Annotated in this window: 23 protein-coding genes; 9 read left to right on the forward strand and 14 right to left on the reverse strand. The window is 35.8% G+C overall.

The annotated features are described in order from the left end of the window. Positions 1-120: 120 nt before the first annotated feature. Entirely contained in the window at positions 121-3,018 is a 2,898-nt protein-coding gene (locus AC52CF_RS02860) for a S9 family peptidase (RefSeq protein WP_496517821.1), read from the forward strand. A gap of 66 nt (positions 3,019-3,084) precedes the next feature. On the opposite strand, the gene recA is transcribed toward AC52CF_RS02860, so the two are convergent. The 10 genes from recA to AC52CF_RS02910 form a co-directional block, all read right to left on the reverse strand. Then, the gene (gene recA, locus AC52CF_RS02865; RefSeq protein ID WP_087712199.1) at positions 3,085-4,086 is read right to left on the reverse strand and encodes a recombinase RecA; all 1,002 of its coding nucleotides are present in this window, start codon (positions 4,084-4,086) and stop codon (positions 3,085-3,087) included. Positions 4,087-4,356: 270 nt separating this feature from the next. Beyond that, entirely contained in the window at positions 4,357-5,553 is a 1,197-nt protein-coding gene (locus AC52CF_RS02870; protein ID WP_496517822.1) for an oxygenase MpaB family protein, read from the reverse strand. 115 nt (positions 5,554-5,668) lie between these two features. After that, positions 5,669-6,445: a response regulator transcription factor gene (locus AC52CF_RS02875; RefSeq protein WP_496517823.1), complete on the reverse strand. Its 777-nt coding sequence runs from the start codon at positions 6,443-6,445 to the stop codon at positions 5,669-5,671. Between the two features lie 442 nt (positions 6,446-6,887). Beyond that, positions 6,888-7,385 carry a hypothetical protein gene (locus AC52CF_RS02880; RefSeq protein WP_214590866.1) on the reverse strand — a complete coding sequence of 166 codons (498 nt, stop codon included), beginning with the start codon at positions 7,383-7,385 and terminating at the stop codon, positions 6,888-6,890. A gap of 80 nt (positions 7,386-7,465) precedes the next feature. Then, positions 7,466-8,476 (reverse strand): type I glyceraldehyde-3-phosphate dehydrogenase, encoded by a 1,011-nt coding sequence (gene gap, locus AC52CF_RS02885; RefSeq protein WP_108411166.1) that lies wholly within the window; start codon positions 8,474-8,476, stop codon positions 7,466-7,468. A gap of 29 nt (positions 8,477-8,505) precedes the next feature. Next, positions 8,506-9,492 carry a 6-phosphofructokinase gene (pfkA, locus tag AC52CF_RS02890; RefSeq protein WP_076390826.1) on the reverse strand — a complete coding sequence of 329 codons (987 nt, stop codon included), beginning with the start codon at positions 9,490-9,492 and terminating at the stop codon, positions 8,506-8,508. Positions 9,493-9,653: 161 nt separating this feature from the next. Continuing rightward, complete coding sequence (locus AC52CF_RS02895; protein ID WP_214590865.1) at positions 9,654-10,412, reverse strand: TIGR03915 family putative DNA repair protein; 759 nt, start codon at positions 10,410-10,412, stop codon at positions 9,654-9,656. A gap of 87 nt (positions 10,413-10,499) precedes the next feature. Then, positions 10,500-10,799 carry a type II toxin-antitoxin system RelE/ParE family toxin gene (locus AC52CF_RS02900; RefSeq protein ID WP_214590864.1) on the reverse strand — a complete coding sequence of 100 codons (300 nt, stop codon included), beginning with the start codon at positions 10,797-10,799 and terminating at the stop codon, positions 10,500-10,502. Further along, positions 10,792-11,028 (reverse strand): type II toxin-antitoxin system ParD family antitoxin, encoded by a 237-nt coding sequence (locus tag AC52CF_RS02905; RefSeq protein ID WP_214590863.1) that lies wholly within the window; start codon positions 11,026-11,028, stop codon positions 10,792-10,794. The genes AC52CF_RS02900 and AC52CF_RS02905 overlap by 8 nt, the downstream gene beginning before the upstream one ends. 101 nt (positions 11,029-11,129) lie before the next feature. After that, the gene (locus tag AC52CF_RS02910) at positions 11,130-12,389 is read right to left on the reverse strand and encodes a putative DNA modification/repair radical SAM protein (protein WP_108408965.1); all 1,260 of its coding nucleotides are present in this window, start codon (positions 12,387-12,389) and stop codon (positions 11,130-11,132) included. Positions 12,390-12,685: 296 nt separating this feature from the next. On the opposite strand from AC52CF_RS02910, the gene AC52CF_RS02915 reads away from it, so the two are divergent. From AC52CF_RS02915 to AC52CF_RS02925, 3 genes are read left to right on the forward strand one after another with little or no spacing between them, the layout of a single operon-like run. Beyond that, the gene (locus tag AC52CF_RS02915; RefSeq protein WP_496517824.1) at positions 12,686-14,014 is read left to right on the forward strand and encodes a hydroxymethylglutaryl-CoA reductase, degradative; all 1,329 of its coding nucleotides are present in this window, start codon (positions 12,686-12,688) and stop codon (positions 14,012-14,014) included. Further along, complete coding sequence (locus AC52CF_RS02920; protein ID WP_496517825.1) at positions 14,015-14,695, forward strand: hypothetical protein; 681 nt, start codon at positions 14,015-14,017, stop codon at positions 14,693-14,695. A 12-nt stretch (positions 14,696-14,707) separates the two neighbouring features. Next, positions 14,708-15,094, forward strand: a complete 387-nt coding sequence (locus tag AC52CF_RS02925) for a DUF423 domain-containing protein (RefSeq protein WP_288460199.1) — start codon at positions 14,708-14,710, stop codon at positions 15,092-15,094. A 301-nt stretch (positions 15,095-15,395) separates the two neighbouring features. On the opposite strand, the gene AC52CF_RS02930 is transcribed toward AC52CF_RS02925, so the two are convergent. From AC52CF_RS02930 to AC52CF_RS02945, 4 genes are all read right to left on the reverse strand, one after another. Further along, complete coding sequence (locus AC52CF_RS02930) at positions 15,396-16,949, reverse strand: TolC family protein (protein ID WP_496517826.1); 1,554 nt, start codon at positions 16,947-16,949, stop codon at positions 15,396-15,398. 410 nt (positions 16,950-17,359) lie between these two features. Further along, positions 17,360-18,676, reverse strand: coding sequence for an HlyD family secretion protein (locus tag AC52CF_RS02935; RefSeq protein ID WP_496517827.1), 1,317 nt, complete (start codon positions 18,674-18,676; stop codon positions 17,360-17,362). Positions 18,677-18,681: 5 nt separating this feature from the next. Next, on the reverse strand, positions 18,682-20,355 hold the full coding sequence (locus AC52CF_RS02940) for a peptidase domain-containing ABC transporter (protein ID WP_496517828.1): 1,674 nt from the start codon (positions 20,353-20,355) through the stop codon (positions 18,682-18,684). A gap of 10 nt (positions 20,356-20,365) precedes the next feature. Then, positions 20,366-21,043: a TetR/AcrR family transcriptional regulator gene (locus AC52CF_RS02945; RefSeq protein ID WP_214590855.1), complete on the reverse strand. Its 678-nt coding sequence runs from the start codon at positions 21,041-21,043 to the stop codon at positions 20,366-20,368. A gap of 168 nt (positions 21,044-21,211) precedes the next feature. On the opposite strand from AC52CF_RS02945, the gene AC52CF_RS02950 reads away from it, so the two are divergent. The 5 genes from AC52CF_RS02950 to AC52CF_RS02970 all read left to right on the forward strand — a co-directional run bounded on the left by AC52CF_RS02950 (position 21,212) and on the right by AC52CF_RS02970 (position 25,735). Then, entirely contained in the window at positions 21,212-22,129 is a 918-nt protein-coding gene (locus tag AC52CF_RS02950) for an alpha/beta hydrolase (RefSeq protein WP_214590854.1), read from the forward strand. 137 nt (positions 22,130-22,266) lie between these two features. Beyond that, positions 22,267-23,217, forward strand: a complete 951-nt coding sequence (locus tag AC52CF_RS02955) for a hypothetical protein (protein WP_214590853.1) — start codon at positions 22,267-22,269, stop codon at positions 23,215-23,217. Positions 23,218-23,410: 193 nt separating this feature from the next. Next, positions 23,411-24,601 carry an ADP-forming succinate--CoA ligase subunit beta gene (gene sucC, locus AC52CF_RS02960; protein WP_076390839.1) on the forward strand — a complete coding sequence of 397 codons (1,191 nt, stop codon included), beginning with the start codon at positions 23,411-23,413 and terminating at the stop codon, positions 24,599-24,601. Positions 24,602-24,714: 113 nt separating this feature from the next. Beyond that, positions 24,715-25,209, forward strand: coding sequence for a hypothetical protein (locus tag AC52CF_RS02965; protein WP_214590852.1), 495 nt, complete (start codon positions 24,715-24,717; stop codon positions 25,207-25,209). A 76-nt stretch (positions 25,210-25,285) separates the two neighbouring features. Continuing rightward, a complete protein-coding gene (locus AC52CF_RS02970; protein ID WP_214590851.1) occupies positions 25,286-25,735 on the forward strand; it encodes a hypothetical protein in 450 nt (149 codons plus the stop codon). The last annotated feature ends 12 nt before the right edge of the window (positions 25,736-25,747 follow it).

Below are 25,747 nucleotides of genomic sequence, written 5' to 3' on the forward strand. Positions count from 1 at the left end.
AGATATCTAATTTTTAAATAAGACATTCCATTTTTGGTTAAATTGTTTATCCTGAAAATACCTTTATAATGCAGATTTATCCGCAAAAAGCCTTATTTTTAGTTCTTAAAATATTTAATAATGAATTTGAAAAGTGCAGTTTTGGTTCTGCTTCTCATGGCTTCGTATGTCTATGGGCAGAAAAAACCGTTGGATCATTCGGTTTACGATAATTGGCAGAATATCGGAGCCAGAAAAATATCCAATGACGGAAAATGGGTAGGATATTCAGTAGATGTACAGGAAGGAAATCCCGATCTTTACTTACATTCTGCAAAAAATAAAAGCACGAAGAAATTTCCGAGAGCCACAAAAATGGAATTTACCAGCGATTCCAGATTTGCAGTTTTCCAGATCCGTCCTTTTTACAAGGATATAAAAGCGGTAAAAGATAAAAAATTAAAACAGAACAAACTGACCAAAGATACCCTCGCTGTTTTTGATTTCACGAAAGGAACGACAGAGAAAATTCCTAATGTAAAAGGATTCAAAATTCCGGAAAAAGGAGGTTCTTTCGTAGCTTATCTGTTAGAAAATATGAAAGATAAATCTTCCGAAAGTCCTTCAGATAAAGATGATGACGACGAAAACAAAGATGATGATACAAAGGCAAAACCATTACAGCTGGTTGTCAGAAATCTTTTGAACGGAAAAAGTACAACGTATGACAATGTTGTTCGCTATCAGTTTAGTAAAAACGGAAAAGAGCTTGTTTTTGTTACAAAAAAACCGGAAGAAAAACCTAAAAAAGGGAAGGAAGAGAAAAAAGATTCATTGGAAGATAAATCTCTGGCTATAAAAGAAACAGATAAATCCAAACCGAAAAAATATACGCTTCAGACAGTTCAGGTTGTTGATCTTAAAACCGGAAACGTCAATAAAATCTCAGAAATGGAGGGAGATTTCTCACAGCTTGCATTTGATGAAGAAGGAAATCAGTTAGCTTTTGTTGGAACTTCTTCTGCACAGAATGATCTCGTAAAACTTTACCAATTGTATTATTTTAATTTTAAAGGAAATAAAAATAAAACCGTTACCAACGATCATTCTCAGATGAAGAAAAACTGGGTAGTTTCTGAAAACCGTTTACCGATATTCAGTAAAAACGGAAAACAGTTGTATTTCGGGGTGGCTCCGAAACCTGTTGCAAAAGACACTACATTGATTGCAAACGATCATGCTGTGGTTGATATCTGGAATTATAAGGATGATTATCTGCAAACGGTTCAGTTGAAAGAATTGAGAAATGATCTTAAAAAATCTTATGCTGCCGTAATGCAGACCGACAAACCGGAACATTTCACAAACATTGACGGAGAAGATCTCGATACTTTACGGCTGGTGAATGAAGGAAATGCAGAGTTTGTATTGGGAATTACCAGTATGAATAACCGCATTCAGTCACAATGGGAAGGTTCTGAAAAGAAGACTTATTTTATTATCGACAATAAAACAGGCGAAAGAACAGAAATGATAAGAAACCTGAATGGCTCAGTTGCCGTTTCTCCATTGGGAAAATTTGTCGTGATTTTCGACAGGGAAAAAGGACAGTGGCTGAGTTATAATGTAAAAACAAAACAGACAGTACCGCTCAATAAAGATTTGTCCGTTTCTTTTGTAGATGAAGAGTTCGACATGCCGGATTTTCCTAGCGCATACGGAATTGCATCTTGGACGGATAATGATGAATCCATAATCATCAAAGACCGATACGATCTTTGGGAATTTTTTCCGGACGGCTCTACAAAGCCCAGAAACATCACCAACGGATTCGGGCGCAAAAACAAGATTACTTTTGATACGTACGATTTAGACAAAGACATTAGAAGTGTAAACCGAAAAAAATCGATTTATTTGTCAGCATTTGATAATGTTTCCAAAGCCAACGGGGTTTTTAAAACAACCGTTCAGGTCGGTTCTGATCCTGTGAAAATTCAGATTGAAAATGTTTGGGGATATCGCAGTCTTCAGAAAGCAAAAAATGCAGAAGATTATATTTTAGTAAAAGAATCCTACACCGATTCTCCGAATATTTTCACCACTTCCGATTTTAAAAATCAGGAAAAACTAAGCAACACCAATCCTCAGCAAAGTCTTTACAATTGGGGAACAAGTGAATTGGTTAACTGGAAAACTCCGAAAGGAAATTCATCGACAGGCGTTCTATACAAACCTGAAAATTTTGATCCTAACAAAAAATATCCGATGATTGTTTATTTCTACGAAAAACTATCGGATAATCTGAACCGTTACGTAGCACCGTCTCCGACTCCTTCAAGATTAAATATCTCTTATTTTGTAAGCAACGGATATCTCGTTTTCACACCCGATATTTCGTATGTAGATGGCTTTCCGGGGGAATCCGCAATGGAATATATCAATTCCGGTGTTGAAAAGCTGAAAGAAAATTCATGGGTGAATGGCTCAAAAATAGGAATTCAGGGACAAAGCTGGGGCGGTTATCAGGTTGCCTATCTCATTACGCATACGGATATGTACGCTGCAGCATGGAGTGGTGCACCTGTCGTGAACATGACTTCTGCATACGGCGGAATAAGATGGTCTTCAGGAATGAACCGACAGTTTCAGTACGAAAAATCGCAAAGCAGATTAGGAAAAAATCTTTGGGAAGCTCCTGAACTGTATATTAAAAATTCACCGCTTTTTACCATCGATCAAGTGAAAACTCCGGTGGTGATTATGAGTAACGACAAAGACGGAGCTGTTCCGTGGTATCAGGGAATTGAGATGTTTACCGCATTGCGCCGTTTAGGAAAACCGGCTTGGCTGTTGAATTATAATGGTGACGACCATAATCTGATAAAACGCCAGAACCGAAAAGATATTCAGATCCGTGAACAGCAGTTTTTCGATTATTATCTTAAAGATGCAAAAGCGCCTGTCTGGATGACGAAAGGGATTCCTGCAACCCAAAAGGGAAAAGACTGGGGATTTGAATTAACCGATGAAAAGCCTTAGTGTGTAAACAACAAATCGGCGGAGCTGAAAGCTCCGCCGATTCATTTTATCGCGTTATCAAAAAACTTATTTATTCTTAAGTTCCTCTTTAATTTTGTTTTCCAGTTCTTCTGCAAGTTCAGGATTGTCTTTTAAAACATCTTTTACTGCATCACGACCCTGTCCAAGTTTCGTTTCTTCGTAACTGAACCATGAACCGCTTTTCTTTACAATTCCCTGTTCTACAGCCTGATCCAGAATTTCTCCCGTTTTAGAAACCCCTTCACCATACATGATGTCGAATTCTGCCTGTTTGAAAGGCGGGGCAACTTTGTTCTTAACAATTTTCACTTTCACACGGCTTCCGATCGCTTCATCACCCTGTTTTATTGGCGCACTTGCTTTTCTGATGTCCACTCTTACGGAAGCATAGAATTTTAAAGCGTTACCACCCGTTGTCGTTTCAGGATTTCCGAACATTACTCCGATTTTCTCTCTCAACTGGTTGATGAAAATAACCGTACATTTTGTTCTTGAAATGGTTGCTGTTAATTTTCTTAAAGCCTGAGACATCAATCTTGCGTGAAGACCCATTTTAGAATCTCCCATTTCCCCTTCGATCTCTGCTTTTGGCGTAAGCGCAGCAACCGAGTCAATTACCACGATATCAATCGCTCCCGAACGGATCAGGTTATCAGCAATTTCCAGTGCCTGCTCTCCGTTGTCCGGCTGAGAAATAATAAGGTTTTCAAGATCGATTCCCAATTTCGCGGCATAAGTTCTGTCGAAAGCGTGCTCTGCATCAATAAACGCTGCAATACCTCCTGCTTTCTGAGCTTCTGCAATCGCGTGAAGCGTTAAAGTTGTTTTACCTGAAGATTCCGGACCGTAGATCTCAATGATTCTTCCTCTCGGATAACCACCCACTCCAAGAGCGATATCCAATCCCAAAGATCCTGAAGGAATCACCTCAATTGTACTGTCTACGGAATTTTCTCCTAAGGTCATTACCGTTCCCTTTCCGTATGTTTTATCTAGTTTGTCCAGCACCAAAGCCAGTGCTTTTTTCTTATCGTCTATATTACTCATCTGATGTTTAAATAATTTATCAAAAATACAAAAATTTACGCTCAAAAACTAATCTTTCCTACCACTAAAAGTTGTTTTTATAGTTAAAAAAACATAAAATTCAGATGCACATCAAAAAGAAAAACGGAATCTTTAAAACTTTTGTTTTATGCTTTATCAGGAGCTTTTTCGCGCTTTCCGCTGCAATCTTTTTTTTCAAAAAAGGATTTTCGCTGCAATCTCGGCTAGGGTAGAAGTCATCAAATAAATTGCAGTCTTTGCAGTAGATTTTTAATGGAAATTAGAATTTTGGGTGATGCTGAGATAATCGCTCAAGACTTTCATCTGATCTTTATTCCCTTTTTTTATTCTTGCTTCACGGCTCACGAGTCGGTCAGCAATTTTGGTAATCATTCTTTTCGTTACAGGAAAAGCCTTTCTGTTGGAAACTTCCGGAATTTTCAGTCTTTTGCACACTTCATCATCCAGTAAAAACCATGTACAGCAGATGTGGAGATAGCGAAGATTCTTTCTCTGAAAGTTGTATTTCAGGATCGGGTTTTCCAGCGATTCATTCAGAAGAGAATGAGCCAGCAAAACAGAATCTGCATCTGCAGAAGACTGAACCGAAGTCCACAAATAGAAATACTGCGTTGCCTGTACTTTATCATTCGGTAAAAGATCTTCCGGAATTCCCAGAAGATAACCTACATATTTCCAAAGGTGGAAAAGTCCTTTTTCTTCCTCTTCAGAAAACGTGTTTCCCAGTTTGTGCAGACTGTGCATAAAGACGAGACTGAAACCAATATACGTTGCCATCATATCCCATGAATTAATGGGTTCTCCCCAGTTTTTCGTGTCCCATTCTTTATAATATTTCTTAATGGAAACTCTTGCGTAAGAATGGATCAGGCGGGTTTTTATGGCAAATTCATATCCTTTTTTATGAACTTCCAAAGCATCATATCGGGTAACATTTACCCAAAAATCAAGCGTTTCAGAAAGTCTTTTTACAGCGCCTTTTTTTAAGGCTTCCGTTGCAATAAGGGGTTTGTTGAGGTAAGCATAATCATAACCTCCGATCAGGCAGTAATCGCGAAGAGAGATCAGAGAATCCACATTGCTTCTCATACAGAGTTCAGCACCGCTTTTAATCAGATCATAATCCAGCCAGTCAGGAATTTCCTGAGTCTGCAGGAAAAGCTGTTTTACACTTTCCGGAACATCATCATTCTCAGAAACGCCATTTCGGATGTAGCCTTCAATTTCTCTAGAAGCTTCATGAAATTTTTGAGTCAGATAAACATCTTTTACAACCTGATCTCCGACTTCATCCACATCATAAAAATAAGATGAAAATTTTTCAAAATCTTTAAAACTGACCTCTGCTCCTGAAAAATCAAGAAGCTGCCTTCCGTTGCCTTTTGTCCAGAAATCTATAAAATGCTGCGAATCTTTAAAGCGTGGCTGTAAAACTGTTTTCTCCATTGAAGGCTAAAGTTACAAGTTTTGCGCCGCAATTCCAGAGTGAGATTTATCAGGAAAACTCTTGTTAATAAACTGATTATTCACAATTAATAATTCACTATTCACATTTAACATTTTATATCAATCCCCATTCAAACGCTTTTTTCAACAGTTCTTTGCTGTTTCTGGAGTTTGTTTTTGCTAAGATATTCTTTCTGTGAGTACGGACAGTATGTTCTGATAAAATCAGCATTTTTGAAATTTCCGGTCCGGAATATCCTTTGGCAATAAGCGAAAGAATTTCTGTTTCTCTTTTGGTTAAATTAATTTCCGAGCCGAATTGTAGAACCGGATTTTCAATTTTAACCTGAATAAAATCTTTCCGATGACCGATTCCTGTCATGAGAACCGTATACGGATTCTGCTTTGTAATATGATGGATATTGGTATGAATATTAATGGACTGTCCCAGGTTTTTATCCTCATCTTCCCATGTAAGAACCGCCTGATGATGAAAAAGCTCGTAATTTCCTGAAGCGGTTTTCATCCGGAAACAGTAACTGGGTTTAAGAAAAAGCTGATGTTCTTTACCGATATTCATTAAAATTTCTACCACTTTCTGTTCTGCTTTGGTAATGAATTCTATATCATCGGGATGAACCAGATCAATCACATCTTTTAGATTCTGCGGATATTCTTGTAACCCATGAATTTTTAAAATATCAGGATGATGGTTAGAAATTACACTGTTGGTAAGATTTAATACGTAATAATAAAATTCTCCTATCGCAAACATTTCACCAATGATACGCTCAATCGGAGGGATATTGGAAATGTGTTTCTCCTGTCTTCCTACGCCTGAATAGGAATTCCAGACTTCAACCAAGGGATGTTTTTTTTCCGAATTATCCATATAAAAGATTTGTAACTAAAATAGTTAAAGTTTCTTTAAAATACCACAAAAGGGGGATTTTTTTATATCAATAAAATTTGAAAATTTGTATACGCCAATAATCATGAAAACTCATTCTAAATTTTTTTTCCGTTTTTTCGGGTAATGTTTTCATATTTTCTTTAAAAAAACAAAATTTACATAATATCATTAATATGTCAGAAATAGTTTAGAATTTTCTGTTAGCTGTTTGAAAATGATAAACTGGAATCCTCTGCAATTTTGCAGGGGATTCATTATTGTATAATCTTACTGTTTAAAATTAATTTGTCGAACTTAACTGTCAGGTCCACGATAGCCGAACATTTGATAAATATAGAAACCCAGAATGAGAGCATAAAATACCGAAGCTACCGTAAGAATAAGAACAACAATATTATTTTTACTTTGCTTGGTGAAAAATTTAATAAATCCATACGATATTATTACCAAGCCGACCGCAAAAAGATAAAATATATGTCCTGAATATATCATTTGTAAGCCCCATAAAATTCCGCCGATAGTGCCGCCAAGAATTCCTCCCCAGAATACTTCCTATATAAGTACTTGTCTTTATTTCTACATCTTTTTTCTCAGCTTCTATTCTGCTGCTCACAAGGTCTGTAATCTCCTGAACTTCTTCTCTGGACAGTATTTCAGAATGTATGATTGAATTAATGTCGTTTTTGGTATTTCCTTTTTTATAGAGCTGATTTGCCTCATGATGAACTCTTCTCTTTTCCTCTTCTTTTTCAACCAGTTTATAATATCTTTCCTTCAGAGCACTGAATCCGCCTCTTTCTTCTACCACTGTTTCAAGCGCTTTTTTCGCGTCTTCGGTATATCCGTTTGAATTCAGATAGACATTCATAAGCTCAGAATCGGAATATTTAGAATATCTTTCAATAAGTTCATCCAGCATGTTTACTAATTTTAAGCGGTTAATTTAACCAAAAAAACCTTCCCATCAGGAAGGTTTTCATATTTTAAGCTGATACTTTATTAGTTAGATAAAGAAGCAGCATGGATCAGCATATCTACTAACTTGTTAGAATACCCCATTTCGTTGTCATACCAGGAAACAAGTTTTACAAAGTTTGGAGAAAGCATAATTCCTGCATCTTTATCAAAGATTGAAGTTCTCTTATCTCCTACGAAATCCTGAGAAACTACAGCATCTTCAGTATATCCAAGAATACCTTTCAATTCACCTTCAGAAGCAGCTTTAATAGCAGCACAGATTTCATCGTAAGAAGTCGCTTTTTCTAATCTTACTGTAAGATCAACTACAGAAACGTCAACAGTTGGTACTCTGAAAGACATTCCTGTTAATTTTCCGTTCAAAGAAGGGATAACTTTTCCTACCGCTTTTGCAGCACCTGTAGAAGAAGGGATGATGTTGTTTAAAGCAGCTCTACCACCTCTCCAGTCTTTCATTGAAGGACCGTCAACCGTTTTCTGAGTAGCCGTTGTAGCGTGTACCGTAGTCATTAAGCCTTCTACGATTCCAAAGTTATCGTGGATCACTTTTGCTAATGGAGCCAGACAGTTAGTTGTACAAGAAGCGTTTGATAAGATTTTGATATCATCTGTAAGTTCTGTGTGGTTTACACCCATTACAAACATTGGCGTATCATCTTTAGAAGGAGCAGAAAGAATTACTTTTTTTGCACCTGCAGCAATATGTTTTGCAGCACTGTCTTTATCTAAAAATAAACCTGTAGATTCTACAACGTAATCTGCACCTACTTCGTTCCATTTCAAATTGCTTGGATCTTTCTCAGCAGTTACTCTGATTCTTTTTCCGTTTACCACAAGGTCATTACCTTCTACAGAAACCTCACCCGGAAAAATTCCGTGTACAGAATCGTATTTAAGCATATAAGCCATGTATGTAGCATCGATAAGGTCGTTGATTCCTACTACTTCGATGTTATCTCTTTCAGTCATTGCTCTGAAAACAAGACGTCCAATTCTACCAAACCCGTTGATACCTACTTTAATTGTTGACATAATAGTTTGTTTTAAATTATATTAAAATATTAGATTGCTAAAATTTCTGAAATCAGTAAAAGATCTTTATTGATTTCGTTGTGTTTTTTAATGGCTTCTTCAATCGGAGTGTATACCAAATCATTGGAACGCATTCCTGCCATTACGTTGGTTTGTCCTTCCATTAATCCTGTTACGGCTCCAAACCCCAGTCTGCTTGCTAAAACTCTGTCTGCACAGCTTGGAGAACCGCCTCTTTGCATATGACCTAAAATTGCGACACGAATATCGTAGTCTGGGAATTCCTTCTTTGTTTTTTCTGCAAGTTCATACACGTTGGCCAATTTCTCACCCTCTGCAACGACAACTATGCTTGAAGCTTTTCCTGTTTTTTCCGCACTTCTGAAATTAGCAAAAAGTTCATCGATGCTGTCTTTTTTCTCAGGAATCAAAATATCCAGAGCTCCGGTTGCCAGTCCGCTGTTCAGAGCGATAAAACCTGCATCACGACCCATTACTTCCACAAAGAAAACTCTGTTGTGGGAAGTTGCCGTATCACGGATTTTATCAATCGCTTCCATTGCAGTATTTAAAGCAGTATCATAACCAATGGTATTATCCGTCCCGAAAATATCGTTATCAATCGTTCCCGGAACACCAATTACACGGATTCCGAATTCCTCGTTGAAGATTTTTGCTCCTGTGAAAGTTCCGTCTCCACCAATACAAACCAAACCGTCAATGCCATATTTTACACAATTGTCGTAGGCTTTTTGACGGCCTTCTTTGGTTCTAAATTCCTGTGATCTGGCAGATTTCAGAATCGTTCCGCCCTGGTTGATTATATTTTTTACGGAACGAGGCCCCATTTTAAGGAAATCATCGTTGATCAAGCCATTATAACCTTCTCTTACTCCGTAACATTCTATTTTATAATAATTTGCGGTTCTTACTACCGCCCTTAATGCTGCATTCATACCCGGAGAATCTCCTCCCGAAGTAAGAACTGCAATTTTTTTTACAGCACTCTCTTTCATCTAGTAAAAAATTTCGAACACAAATTTACAAAAACAAGTTCAGATAATCGCAGTAACTTAAGAAGAGTTTTACATATAAATGATGAAACCTGAATAAAATTTATCGGTTTATAAAAAAATATCAATGTTTTTACGTGAAAATTATCGAGATGAAAATTATTTTAATGCTTTTCGGTAAGATATTTCCAGTATCTTCTCGGAACGTGCTGAATATGAAGCTTCATATTTTTTCTCTCCACAATATTGGTTTTTGTAAAATATCTTTGCCAAAGCGTCTGATAATTTTTTTCTTCATCGTGAAACTTTTGCTGATATCGGTTCAGATCTATTTTTTCATCGGGATAGAAAAAATCGCAGGTTTCCAAGTCGTACAGAATTCCGTAATTTCTTCTCAAATCATAAATCATCCATTTCTGATCCTGATAACGGTCTTTGAAATGTTTCCGGATTAAAGGGAGTACATTGAAATCAGGATCTATTTTGGCGAAGAAAACACCGTCCTGCATTTTTTCAAAACGGACAAAAGCCGTCATTCTGTGTCTTTCCCGACTGACGGATTTACAGATTTTTGAGATCTTCAGAATGTCATTATCTGCATAATTTTTCAGAATATTTTCATCGGAATGTTTTACGGATTGTTTTACGGCAGACAAAATAAGCTGTTCCAGTTCCGGATCTTCAGATAAATAAACTTTCAGAAGCTCGTGAATTCCGGCTTTTCCGATATTCTGTTCTAATTTGTTTAAAACCCTTTCAGATTTATCATTTTGAGTAATGACTTCATGAATTTCCGCAAAGATATTTTCCTGATGAAACCTTTCTTTACTTACAATTTCCACGTCCTTATATTTATATTCAAAAACTTCGAATACAGCGGTTAAAAGTCCGTCGAAACTGCCGTCGTAGAGTAGGGTAGTCATCTGAGTTGAAAGGGAGTGTTTTAGTGTTTTAGAGTTTGTAATCTTTTGTTATTATGTTGATGTTATTTCATTATTTATAATATTTTGCTACAGGAAAAATTTCGGAATATCTCTGCTTCCGTGCAAAACTCTCACAATTCTGATATGATGATCTAAAATCCTGTAAAAAATAACGTGATTGTCTTTCGGAAAGCTATATAAACCTTTTTTTATTTCATCTCGCTTTTTGCCTAAATATGGATTTAAAAATAAATTCTGAAAAATTTCTTCAATTTCCAAAAGATATGTTTCTGCCTGATTGAATCCAAATTCATTCAAAGTATAATCAAAAATATCCTCCAGATCTTTATCAGCAATTTCCGATAAGATATAGGTTTTCTCAGACATTGCTGATTCTGTTCTTTTTAGCCTGAATAATATTCTTTACAGAACGAGAGCTTTCAACATCATTCCAGCCTTTTTCTATTTCAGCTTTTAAATCCTGAATTACACGGTGCCGGTAAACCTCATGAAGCCGCAATGCATCACGCACAACTTCACTGGCATTCTGAAAATCACCGGATTCTATTTGTTTTGAAATATATTCTTCCTGCTTTTTTGTGAAACTGACATTCATAATAAATTCTTTCTTCGAAGTTATAAATAATATCCAAATTTAGCAAATATGGACATTGGGAATTATTTTCTGCGATTTAAGATAAGATCAAAGGAGTGAATTTAAAACAACGTCAACTGTTGCGAAAACTGATTATGAAATTTCGAAGAACTTCCGCCAATCAGCAATTTCTTAAGATTTTGATTTGTCAGATATTTTAAAAAGGCGTTTCCTGCGTTAAAATCAATGAAATATTTGGCGCGGTTTACTGCAGCTCCCAACTTTTTAAGATGATCCATATTCAGAACCTGAAATCGTCTTGCGCTTACAATTTTCTGTGCTGTTTTTACTCCAATTCCCGGAATTCTCAAAATCATCTGATAATCCGCAGTTTGAAGATTAACAGGAAACTGATCTAAATGTCGCAGAGCCCAGCTTAATTTGGGATCTACTTCAAGATCTAAAAACGGCATATTCGGATCCAGTATTTCTTCAGCTTTAAAACCATAAAAACGCATCAGCCAATCCGACTGATACAAACGGTTTTCACGAAGCATCGGAACTTCAGTCGTAAGAGCAGGTAATCTTTTATCTTCTAAAACAGGAACATAACCGGAATAATACACTCTTTTCAGGCTGAAATTTTTATAAAAATGATCGGCAACTTTAATGATCTGTAAATCATTTTCATTCGTAGCACCGACAATCATTTGCGTAGATTGTCCTGCAGGAGCGAATTTGGGCGTTTTCCTGAACAGTTTTTTCTCATCTTTATATTGTGCAATTCCGTTCTGAATATATTTCATCGGGTTAAGCATATCCTGTCTGTTTTTTTCAGGAGCCAGCAATTTCAGTCCGCTTTCGGTTGGGATTTCAAGGTTGACGGATAAACGGTCGGCGTACAAAGCGGCTTCCTGCATCAGTTCATCACTTGCTCCCGGAATGGACTTTAAATGAATGTAACCATTAAAGTTTTCTTCAAGACGCAGTTTTTTCGCCACACGAACCAGACGTTCCATGGTCGTATCTGCATTTTTAAAAATTCCTGAACTTAAAAATAAGCCTTCAATATAATTTCTGCGGTAAAAATTGATCGTTAAATCTACCACTTCTTCAACGGTAAAAGCAGCTCTTTTAATATCATTTGAACTTCTGGAAACACAGTAAGCGCAATCGTAAATACAATGATTGGTCAATAGAATTTTGAGAAGAGAAACACATCGTCCGTCTTCCGTATAAGTATGGCAGATTCCGCTTGCGGAGCTGTCTCCCAAAGCACCTTTTTTATTCTTTCTCGAACCACCGCTTGATGAGCAGGAAACATCATATTTCGCTGCATCGGCAAGGATTTCAAGTTTTTCTTTCAGGCGGTCAAAATTCATTTCGCATTCTTTTTTTACTGATTTCTATTATCCATAAATCACATTAAATTTCAAGAAAATATTCAGATGATAAAAGTCTTTGATTTTTTAAAACTGATGTGTCTTATTTTTTAGTTCATTTAATTTAATTCTAATGTGACTTAAGTGTTTAAAAAATAAACTTAATTAGATTTAAAATTTTATATTTTCCGTTCAAATTTAATTCCAAAATTGATAAATGTCAATCTTTTTTGATAGAAGTTATCAACAGTTTAAAGTGACAAATTTAGTATATTTACGCTCATTAAATTTATGTTATGAATCATAAACCCGTTGAAGGTTTTTCCAAATTAACAAAACAGGGGAAAATCGACTGGCTCGTAAATGAGTATCTTGAAGGAAACGAAGAATATCAAAATATATTAAACCAATACTGGAACGAAAATGCTGATTTGCAGAAACTTCACGACGAATTTTCTGAAAATACCATTTCCAATTTCTATATGCCTTACGGAATTGCTCCGAATTTCCTCATCGATGGAAAACTGTTTGCGCTTCCGATGGCAGTGGAAGAAAGTTCTGTAGTAGCGGCAGCTTCAAAGGCAGCAAAATTCTGGATTGATAAAGGAGGTTTTAAAACTACAATCATCAACAACGAAAAACTGGGACACACCCACTTTATTTTTAATGTTGAATCTCATAAGCTGCTTCATTTTTTCAATTTTAAACTGAAGAAAAAATTACTGGAAGCAACGGAAGACATCACAGCGAATATGAGAAAGCGCGGTGGTGGAATTTTAGACATTAAACTGGTCGATAAAACATCCGAAATGCCCAATTATTATCAGTTGAAAGCAAGTTTCGACACCGTAGATTCGATGGGTGCCAACTTCATTAATTCCTGTCTGGAACAGTTTGGTAAAACTCTGAAGCAGGAAGTTGCGGTAAGCGAGGATTTTTCTCAGGAAGAAAAAAATTCTTTGCAGATCGTGATGAATATTCTGTCCAATTTTACTCCGGACTGTATCGTAAGAGCTGAGGTTTCCTGCAAAATCGAAGATCTGAAAGACGACAGCGGAATTTCCAACGAAGAATTTGCATGGAAATTCAAACAGGCGGTAACGATTGCTGAAATTGAGCCTTTCCGTGCGACCACTCACAATAAAGGAATTATGAATGGAGTAGATGCGGTTGTTATTGCAACAGGAAACGATTTTCGTGCAACGGAAGCCTGTGCTCACGCCTACGCAGCGAGAAATGGGAGATATTCTTCTCTTACGCACTGTACAACAGACAACGGAATTTTCAGATTCTGGATCGATCTTCCGATTTCGGTAGGTGTTGTTGGCGGTTTAACGAATCTTCATCCTTTGGTAAAGTTCTCTTTAGCTCTTCTTGGAAAACCTTCGGCTCAGGAATTAATGAGTATTTTGGCGGTTTCCGGATTAGCTCAGAATTTTGGAGCGTTACGATCTTTGGTGACGACTGGAATTCAAAAAGGGCATATGAAAATGCATCTGCTGAATATTTTAAACCAGTTAGGCGCGACAGAAGAAGAAAAGCAGCACTTTGTGACATATTTCAAGGACAAAACCGTGAGTCATCATGAAGTGATCAATGAGTTTAACAGATTAAGGGATAATTGAATGAAATTATTATTTCAATTGTATAAAAATCTAATAAAAAAAGGAGGTTTTTTTTTATTTTTAATTATTTCTTTAAATGTTTTTAGCCAAAATAAAAATTCTGACATAAAATTTAGTTTAGCCAAAATATATCAGAAATATGATTACAAATTACGTCCTTATATAAATAAAGTACAAGATTTTAGAAAGATACATGATAATCTGCCATCAGAAAAAAGACTAGAATACGCTTTTAAAATAGAAAAAGAAGAAAGAGAAGCTCTTGATATTTTGTCTAAGGGAGAGAAGCTTAGATTAAAAGAATTGAAAAAGCTGTTAGAGAATATAAGGGATAATGAGAAACTCATTAAAAAAAATGTTATTAAAAATAATCGGAATTACAAATTTGACAAGAATAGCCCTGAGTCTATTTTTAAATTTGTTAAAACCTTAATTACTGAACAGTGTAAAAACAAATATTCAAAATATTTTGAAACTCATAACTTTCAATATTTTTCAACTATATCAATGCTTATTGATGCTGATGGAAAAGTGAAAGAGGTCACAACAACAGGAGATAATGAAGAGTTTAATGTTTTTTGTGCTTTACTTGTGTATGAACAAAATTTACTGATTAAGCCCCAGATAAAAGATGACTATTTTGTTTTAAGCGGAATTACAATCATGGTTAGAGAATATTAGAAATAATTATAAATGAAAACAATAACATTAATTTTCGGTGCTGTTTACGGGATGCTTTCTGTTATTCTGGGAGCTTTCGGAGCACACGCTTTGAAGAAAATATTATCTGTGGAAAGACTGGAAAGTTTTGAAACGGGAGTGAGATATCAAATGTATGCTGCATTTTTTCTTTTAATTGCAGGCTACATTTTAAAATTTGAAACCAAAACAGAAAACTGGATTTCGTGGTTTATGATTTTCGGGACAATGCTTTTCTCATTCAGTATTTATGGATTGAGTATGCAGGATTATTTCGGAATGAATCTGAAATTTCTCGGACCGATTACTCCGCTTGGAGGATTATTGATGATCCTGAGCTGGACGCTGCTGATCTTTTACTTCGTGAAGATGAAAGCTTAAAAATAAAGAAACTTCAGTTTTAGATAAAATTTAATGAATCGCAAGGTTAGACAAGAGTTTAATTCTTCATTTTTCAGATATTTAAGTTAAACAAAGGCGTAAAACTTATCAAAGAAATACAAAACTTTGTATTTCTTTACTAAACAAAGTGCCTTAGTTTTTCTTAAAATAATTCCCAAAAATGAAATTTCTTTGTATGCCTTTGCGGTAAATTAATAAACACAATCAATCAAAAACATAGAAATCATTTTATCTTAAAATAAATTAAAAAAGGAATTCTGCAGTCAGAATTCCTTTTTTATTACCTCAAAAAATTTTCATTCAGCCATTTCAGTTTATTGTAGCTTTTCAGGAATTTGGCTTTCAGCTCAATGTTTTTTTCTCTCGCATCCAATAATTTATTTTCTCTGGAATTGATCAGGAACAAAGAACTTTCCCCATTGCTGAACCTCGTTTCCTCCGCATTTAGAAGCCTTTGGTAATTATTCAGATTTTTTGTGGAAATATCAATCTGGGTGAAATAATTATTCACTTCATTTTTATAGGTTTCAATTTTCGTGCTCAGTTCACGCGTTTTAAGCTGAGAATCCTGCTGGTTTTGAGAAATCTTCAGCTTGGCAATTTCATAATCTGCTCTTGCCTGTCTCTGAAATATGGGAATCTCCAATTTCAGTCCGTACTGAAAATTATTATCAAACAAAGGAAGAAAATCGACACGGTAATTTTCTTTATTGAAAAAATTATACGTAAAATCCAGTTTCGGAAGGAAGCTTTGCCATTTCAGTCTTTTTTCACTTTCGAGGATATTCTGCTTCTGAAAATAATATTCCAGTGAAGCGTGATTCTGTAGCTGTTTCGATTCTAAATTTTGCACCAGAAATTCATAATCGGTATATCCGGAATGCTCATCAAGATTCGAAGACGGAAAAATAAGCTTTGAAATTTCATAAAACTCCTGATTTTCTTTCCAGAGGTACATCTGAAGTTCCTGCGTACTTTTCACAAAACTTAAATAAGCATCTCTTTCCTGAAGCTCAAAACTCTGCAGTTGCGAAGAGGCTTCCACCGTATCTATTGCCGGTCTTTCTCCAAACTCGTACGTCTTTTTGGTAAGTTCGAGTCTTTTTCGGTTAATTTCTACCGCAGATTTCTGCAATTTGTAGATCTCATAATTTTTCACCCATTCCCAATACGTATTTTCAGCATCCAAAAGAAGTTCATTGGTGAGAACGGTCTGTTCTGCTTCTGTCATTTTCAATCCGAATTTTGCCTGATCCAGCATGGCTCTTCTTTTATCATACAGAAGATTTTTTGCCAAAGGAATTGTAACTCCGAATTGGTATAAACCTCCTTTTGTTTCGCTGCTGTTCAGTTTTTCGCCATCCAGATAATTGTAGCTTCCGGTAAGGTCGATTCCGTACCACGTTGGAATGCCGAGTTCTAGATTTCTCTGTTCGTAATATTTTGTTCCGTCAATATTTTTCTCTCCCAGTTTTCCTGCGAGTACCGGATCAAAATTTCCTCTCGCCTTGGTAATTTCAGCATTGGCAATTTTATTCTGAAGCTGATATTTAAAAGCTAACGGATGATAATTTTTTACAATATTCAGAAATTCCTGATGCGAAAGTTTCAGAGAATCCTGCGCAGACGAAAACTGAACACACAACAGAATGAGAAGTGTGGTAACTATTTTTTTAGCATAAGCAACATTCATATTTCTATTTATTTGGGCAGCTATTCCGCCCTCCGTTCCCGCTTTTTGCTCGTCGTTCCTCCTCACAAAAGAGCTCCACTCAGGTCGGGCTGCACCATTATTGTGGAAAAAATACTCAAGAATAAATTGTAAGTAATTCATAAACAAAGTTTTATTATGAGTTTTTCGTTGTTTTTTTAATTTTATTTTTAATAAAAAAGGCTTCTATAGTTCGACAAGCTCACTATAAACTGAGCTCATCCTGACAGTATTTAAATAAATCAGTTAGTATTAGAAATGTCATCCTGAGCTTGTCGAAGAATCTATGAACTAAACCGCTTCTACTGTTAGAGTTTATACAAATTAGTAAAATTTGAAATTATCAATAAGGTAGGGTTTTAGCCCATTCACAAATAGAACGATTTAGTTGGCTTTAGTCAAAGCCTGTTTTAAATTTCGGCTAAAGCCTGTGTAAAACGTCCCTGTTGATATCGGGCTAAAGCCCGACACTATTGATAAAAAATAAACTCCATTTATTGATTTCTGAATATTGCCTGTAACGATAAGTCAGATTATTTTTTAGACTTTTCATCTTTTGCAGATTTTTCGGTTTTTACTTCATAATAATCGGGAGGGAATCCGTTGATGTTTCGCCATAATTCGTACCAGATCGGAACGTCATTAAGAATCGCAATTCCCTGAACTCCGGTTCCCATTTTAATTTTCGGAGGCCATTGTTTTTCATTTTTATCCTGAATTACCAAGGCTTTGAACATTCCGTTTGCGCTGATGTTGTTTTCTACCGCGATTACTTTTCCTGCAAAAGTTCCGTAGCTGGAATTCGGCCAACCAGAAAAGACAATTGCCGGAAAACCATCGAAAATACACATTACACGCTGTCCTTCTTTTACCAGAGGCAAATCGACAGGTTTAATGTAAATTTCAACAGCGTAATCTACTTTTTCAGGAACAATAATTCCGATGCTTTCACCGTCTTTCAGGATTTCCCCGATTCCGGCTTTATTGATCTGTACAACCTGTCCGTCCTGAGAAGCGATCACGAAATACAAACCTTGTCTTGCTTTGTAATTCGCAACCTGATTTTCAAGTTTCGCAATATCGCCGTCGCTTCCTTCAATTTGTCCCATACTTTGGAAACGTTCTCCTTCCGTTTTGCTCAGTTTCTCATTATAATCCTGAATGGTAGCATTCTGTTCGATGTTTACATTCACAATTTCCTGCCGTGTTTGCGCCAACTTATTTTCGGTTGCCGTTTTTTTGGCTAAAGCATTCTGATAAGAAACACTTCTCTGCTGGAATTGCGTAAGCGAAACCAAACCTTCATCGTACATTTTCTTCTGTCTTTCGTATTGGTCGGAACTCATTCTCAACTCGTTTTTTGCTGCTTCCAGTTCGGCTTCTTCTCCGGCTAATTTATTATTGAGCTGACTGATTTTCACTTTAAGCTGATTTAGTTTTAAATCTCTTGCGGAATTTAAAGCCTGCAACTGGCTATTGGTGGTTCCAACTTTGGCTTCGTAATAGTCTCTAACGCCTTTTTTGGCTTCTACCTGCATTTCGGTTCTTTTCACCAAAAGCGGATCCAGATAATCTTCTTTTACTTCGGAAAGTTGAAGCAAAGTATCGCCTTTTTTTACATAATCCCCGTTTTTCACATACCATTTGATAATTCTTCCGGGAATCGGCGAATTTAGTTGTTGTGGACGCTGTTCCTGATAAAGCGTACTCACATTTCCCATTACCTTAATATTTTGTGTCCACGGTAAAAACAGAGTGATAATTCCGCCAATCAGGATGAAAAGAAACCATCTTTTAACCCTTGATTTTCTGTGGATGTGGTATATTTTATTGACTGACTGCAGTTCCATCTCTTTTAGTTTTTGTTAAATAATTTTTTCACATTTCCGTCTTCTACCTGAAGATGCTGATCGGCTTCCAGAATAAGATTTTTATCTTCTGAAACAATGATAATGGTGGTTTTTTCTTTTAGTTTTAAAAGATATTCCGTCATTTTAGTTTTAAATATATCATTCATTCCATCTAAAGGATCTTCAAGGATTAATAATCTTCGTTCGCCTGCCAAAGCTCTCAGGAGAAGAATTTTCTTTTTGGAACTGAACGAAATTTCCGTATCGGTTTCGCTGACGTTGGTGAAAAATCCGTTGCTGAACTGACTGGAGAAATCTTCGATGCCTATTTCTTCTGCAATTTCCAGAATCTGTTCTGCGGAGGTTTCATTTTGTCCGAGAGTGATGTTTTCGTAAACCGTTCCTTTAATGATCGTCATGTCTTCCAGATACATCCCGATCTGGCTTCTGAGCGATACTTTATCAATATTTTTCAAAGGGATTTTATCAAATAAAATACTTCCGGAAGTCGGATCGTAAAATCCGGTCATCATATTCAGCAGTAAAGATTTTCCTGCGCCGAGCTGCCCCGAAATGACGGTTAAACTATTTTCCGGAATCTTAAAATTGATGTTTTCCAGAATCCTGTGATGATCATTGAAAGCAAAATTTACGTCTTTAAATTCAACTTCAAAACCATCATTGTTCTGATCGAAGGTAATTTCCCCGAATTTTTCTTCCTGAAGCGTGGTCACTTTATTCAGTTTTGCTAAAGCTGCAATCACGTCATAATAACTTTCCAGACTGATGATAAGCTTTTCCACAGCAGACATAATGCTCAGAACAACGATTTCCGTAGCGATAAACGCTCCGATGTTCAGTTGCTGATTCACCAAAAGGTAAGTCCCGATCACAAGCATCACCAAAGTAATCACCACTTTAAAAGCAATAATAGTTTTATACTGGAAAACCAGAACGCGGAAGTGAGAAGTTCGGTCATCGAGATATTTTACCACTCTTTCGTCGGTTCCTGAAAGATGTGCTTCTGTTTTGGAATTCAGCTTAAAGGTCTTAATGGAAGCTGCAATATCTTCAATCCAGGAAGCTACCTCATACTTTTTATCGCTCTCTTCGATGCTGGATTTAATTCCGCTTTCCATGGTAAATCTGAAAATAATGACTACACAAATCACCACCAAAGCTCCGAACACCAAAAACCACGGATGGTAAAAGGAAAGAAGAAGGATTCCGAATAAAATCTGGATGAGCGCGGTCGGAATTTCAAGTAAAATTTTAGAAATTCCTTTCTGGAGATTCTGGGTGTCGAAAAAACGATTAACCAGTTCGGGAAGATAATATTTTCGTGTCGCTGAAAGATTCACTTTCGGAAGTTTTTCGGCAAAAGCAAGGGAAAATTCAACAAAAATTTTCTGCTGAATTTTTTCGATGATCTGCATTACTTTCAGTCTGAAATAGCCGACAAGCCAGGTTCCCAGAACTACAAAAGCGATCAGAATATAAATAGAAGTTGCCATTGTAGCTCCCATTACAAAGCTGACGATAGACTGTATTCCAAGCGGAACGCTCAACTGAACAAGACCATTCAGGATGGCATAAAAATAAATATTGGTGACATCTTTCTTTTCCTTTGTAACGTATTTGAAAAGGTTGTAACCGTGCTGTTTGGGAGAAGTTTCCATTTGAGTCTTATTATTTTATAAGGTTGAAGGTGATAAAACGCAGATAATCCAAAACATACTTTTTGTGATCTATTTTATTGATATGATTGTCGGTAAGTTTCGGAAGATGTTCGCTGAAAAACTGCTGATCGTGAGCGGTTTCCAGTAGAGTGCTTGCAAATGATTTCGGATAAGGGAAATCCGGCTTTGCTTCTGCAATGATGTCTCCGATAAATGCGCAAAGACTTTTTAAAGGACTGAAAACCATTTCTTTATTGATTTCGTCCACTTCTTTTACCAGATAAGCTTTGCTGCTTTCTGCAATAACGATGTTGTGAAGTTTTGTAAGATCATAATCTTCTATTTTATCATCAGTTTCATCATTATGCGTGATGATTTCGAGGATTTTTTCCATTTTTTGCTGAGGTTCCCTGATTTCCTGAAGCCTCAGTTTGGAAATGAATTCGATGTAAGACCAGTACCAATTGAGAATATAGGTAAGAAGTTTATGCTTTGAAGAAAAATACCGGTAAACCGTTGCCTCTGTAGAGTTGATCTTTTGGGCTAGTTTTTTAAAAGTAAAACTTTCAAAACCGGTCTCGTAGATCAGTTCTATTGAATTTTTGACAATGGCACGTCCGATCTCGCTGTTTTCGGGATCTTTAAGATAAAGGTGTTCGTTGACTTTAAATTTTACCTGAAATTCCATGATGTATTAAATAACTATATTTTTTGATAGCAAAATATATACCGAAAAATGTTTTAATATTATTTATAATAGTAATACTATCGTATTGTAATTTCTATGAAATGGATTCTCCATAGAAAAGTTCAATGATCTCTCATTAAAAATTATCTTTGTGATAAATTATAAACGATGTATAGATTTTTGCTAATTGTTGTGGTTGTTCTATTTTCCGTAGTTCAGGCGCAGATTCCGAAAGTGAGCAGCGGAAAGATTGAAAGAATATCGGATTTTAAATCTCAGTTTGCAACACCGAGAAACATCGATGTATGGCTTCCTGAAAATTATTCAGCATCTAAGAAATATGCAGTTCTGTATATGCAGGACGGACAAATGCTTTACGATTCTGATCTCACGTGGAATAAACAGTCCTGGAATGTGGATGAAACTGTTGCGGAACTGATTAAATCAAAAAAAATACAGAACACCATTGTTGTAGGAGTGTGGAATGATTCCAAAATGAGGCATTTCGATTATTTTCCGCAGAAACCTTTTGAAACTTTATCCGTAGTGGAAAAAGATACCGTTAATCATCAGTTGAAAAAAGCAGGAAGAGCCAATGAAAAGTTTTCTCCCAATTCAGACAATTATTTAAAGTTTTTGGTGAAGGAACTGAAACCTCTTATTGATAAAAAATATTCAACCTTTAAAGACAGATCTCATACTTTTATTGCTGGAAGCAGCATGGGCGGACTGATCTCCATGTATGCCATTTGCGAATATCCTCAGATTTTTGGCGGAGCAGCCTGCCTTTCCACACACTGGACCGGAACTTTTACCAATGAAAATAATCCTTTTCCTGAGTCTGCTTTACGCTATTTAGACAAAAATTTATCCGATCCCAAAAACCACAAAATCTATTTTGACTGCGGAGATCAGACTTTGGATGCATTGTATCCTGAAATTCAGAAAAAAGCGGATGCAATTATCAGAAAACACGGTTACTCTGAAAAGAACTGGAAAACGTTATACTTTCCCGGTGAAAATCACAGCGAGGAAGCATGGGCAAAAAGACTTTCGAAGCCTTTGGAGTTTCTTCTTGCTAAATAAAAATATTCAGTAAAAGTTTAAAAATGATTCTTTAAACTGGGGAATTTTAAATGAACAGCTTTTTTCAATAATCAGTATTCCTGGATTTTGATTGTTAATAAAATCAATGCATCTTTGAGATTTAAAATTAATAACACATGAGTTACAAAACGTACAATATTATTATCAAAATTAATGAAGAATCTGAGAAGGAAGATCTGAAAAATAGGTTGACCGAACATTTTAAGTTTTACAATATCAGAGAGTTCTTTACACCCTTTAGAGGAATTGTCTGTCAGGCGAATAACAAATTTAAGGAATATTCTTTTGAACAGTTTCCGGATCAGTTCTTCAGAGATCAGGATGAGGTTGAAGACTATTATTCTGAATCTGAAAATCATGCGCTTGAATTTTCTAAGAAGAACGGAGATCTGGAAGTGGTGTATGTGGAAGTAGATTGTTTCGGAGGAAGATGTGCTTCAAATGGTTTTGTGATACAGAATGGTGTGAAAACCAAAAATGAAGATGTTTTTCATTCCGCACACATGAAACTGCTTCATGCAATTGATCCTCAATATGATTCATGGCATTTTTATCCTTTCACCAGAACTTTTTTTACTGATAAAGGCGGTATCAATGGTGAAATCCTGAATTTTACTTTTCTGGCGGTTCTGATGGCCTTTAATATGGAAGTAGAACACAATCCTGACTTTGAATTTAACGCGGCAGAAAATGAAATGCAGATTCTTCTTAAAGATAAGTTTGAAATTTATCTGATGAATCTGGGAAGAGAAAGAATTAAAGTATTGGGAAGATTATTCGATAACAGGGCAGAAACGAATAATGAAGTAAAAAACCTTTTAAACGAAGCATTGCAGGGATTGGAGTATTATATAGAAATAGATAATTTTGAAAACGGAGAGAAAGATTCGGTTTCCAGTATTTCCAGAGAAAAGTTTCAAAGTGTTGCCAGAGTGAGTTACAGAGCGCAGATTTTTAATGAAATAAAAATTGATTTTTCGACTGATGAAAAAGAACCTGTTAAGAATGTCACAACAAAGAAGGAAGGTTTTTTCGGTAAAATTTTTAAAAATATTTTCGGAAAATAAGTACAGTTACCTTTGGTTACAACATTTTAGGAAGGGCAAATTTACAATATAATTTTGGGGTAATTTACATTTTATTAAACTGATAAAAAGCATCCTTACAGACATTGCTTTCTTTAAAATAAAAGTTGATAATTCATCTGTTTTTATTAAATTTGTCAACCTTTAACTATTAAAATAAAATAATAAAAATAATATGAATCTTCACGAGTATCAATCAAAAGAGATTTTATCAAAGTATGGAGTAGCTATCCAACGTGGTTTCGTTGCAAACAACGTAGATGAAGCTGTAGCTGCTGCTGAAAAACTAACTGCTGAAACAGGTGCACAGGGATGGGTTGTAAAAGCTCAGATCCACGCAGGTGGCCGTGGTAAAGGGGGTGGTGTAAAGTTCTCTCCAAACATGGATAAACTTAAAGAAAACGCTCAGAACATCATCGGAATGCAGTTGGTAACTCCACAGACTTCTGCTGAGGGTAAAAAAGTAAATTCTGTTTTGGTTGCAGAGGATGTATATTATCCGGGAGAAACGGAAACTAAAGAATTTTATGTTTCTATTCTTTTAGACAGAGCTGAAGGTAAAAATACAATCGTATATTCTACTGAAGGTGGGATGGACATTGAGCACGTTGCTGAAGTAACGCCTCATTTGATCCACAAAGAAATCATTGATCCTGCTTTAGGTCTTCAGGGATTCCAGGCTAGAAAAATTGCTTTCAACTTAGGTCTTGAAGGGAATGCTTTCAAAGAATTCGTAAAATTCATCGGTTCTCTATACAATGCGTACACAGGAATTGATGCATCTCTTTTCGAAATCAACCCTGTGTTGAAAACTTCTGATAACAAAATTATCGCTGTAGATGCTAAAGTAACTTTGGATGACAATTCATTGTTCCGTCACAAAGATTTAGCTGAGCTTAGAGATACAAGAGAAGAAGATCCAATGGATGTAGAAGCTGGTGAAGCGGGTCTTAACTTCGTAAAATTAGACGGTAACGTTGCCTGTATGGTAAACGGAGCAGGTCTTGCAATGGCAACAATGGATATCATCAAATTATCAGGTGGTAACCCTGCAAACTTCCTTGACGTAGGTGGAACAGCAGATGCACAAAGAGTACAGACGGCTTTCGGAATCATCTTAAGAGATCCAAATGTAAAAGCAATCTTAATTAATATCTTCGGAGGTATCGTAAGATGCGACAGAGTTGCTCAGGGAGTTGTAGACGCTTACAAAGCAATGGGCAGCCTTCCTGTTCCATTGATCGTAAGATTACAGGGAACTAACGCTGTTGAAGCTAAAAAATTAATTGACGAGTCTGGTCTTCCGGTTCACTCTGCAATTACTTTGGAAGAAGCTGCAAACAAAGTAAAAGAAGTTTTAGCATAAGACTGAAATTTTTAAAATACATTAAAACCGTTTCATTTTTTGGAACGGTTTTTTCTTTTTTTAATCAAATTAAATATCTTTTGTAATTTGTAGCTGAAAAAATTTAATATACCATGAAAAACATACAAATTCCGAAACCGTGTTCAGAAAGCTGGGAAATGATGTCTCCGCAGGAAAAAGGACGATTCTGTTCCGTCTGCAATAAATGTGTGATTGATTTTACACAGAAACAGCCCAACGAAATTCTACAAATCATCGATGAAAAGCAAGATGAAGAAATCTGCGGAAGATTTTATAATCATCAGTTGGACACAGGTAATCAATCTGAAAAGATAAGAGCTCAATTCTTTAAACATATTCCTGTGCATTTTCAGAATAGCAGAATCGTATTAACTCTTCTTTCCGTTATTTTATTTTTAACGGGCTGCTCAAAACAAAAAGAAGAATCTTACGCAACGACAGGTCTTGTGATGATGGAAGAAGATTCTATCCCTGAAAATAAAAATTATGTCATAGGCGAGGCTAAAATAAACGAAAACGATTCCTGTGCGAAAATTTCGAAAAAGGATAGTTTAATAATGAAAGACACATCTTCAAAAAATAGATAACTCAAAATAAAGAAAGTGATATAATTAAATAAGTTATTCATTTTAAAATTGTTATCTTTACAGGAAAGGCTTAAAAATGAGACTGCGTTTATCCTTTTTTCTCTTTTTATTTCTTACTTGTCAATCTCAAATTGTCAGCCATTACTTCCTATCTCACGGAAAAGAAATTCAGTTCGAAGATAAAAACCATTATCCTTTTTCTTTAATTCAGAAAGATTTTATTGTGATTAATTCTCAGAAAAAGATGGATGAAATTTTTAAAATTATTCATCAGAAAAATACAGGAAACAGATTTTCGCCTGTTCCTTCCATCACCGAAGATGAAACGTATATTATTGTAAAACCTCAGTTAAAAAACTCCAATGATATTTTAATTGAAGCCATTACTTTTGATAAAAATATCCTCTGCATAAAAGCGAAAGAATTCAGCAATCCGGATTTTAATGAACAAAGCAGAATTCCGCCTGATATCTTATTAAAGCTAAAAGAAAATTTGCTTATTAAAAAAGTCACCATTCAATACTAATATATAAAATTA

Source organism: Chryseobacterium sp. 2P, assembly GCF_059579425.1.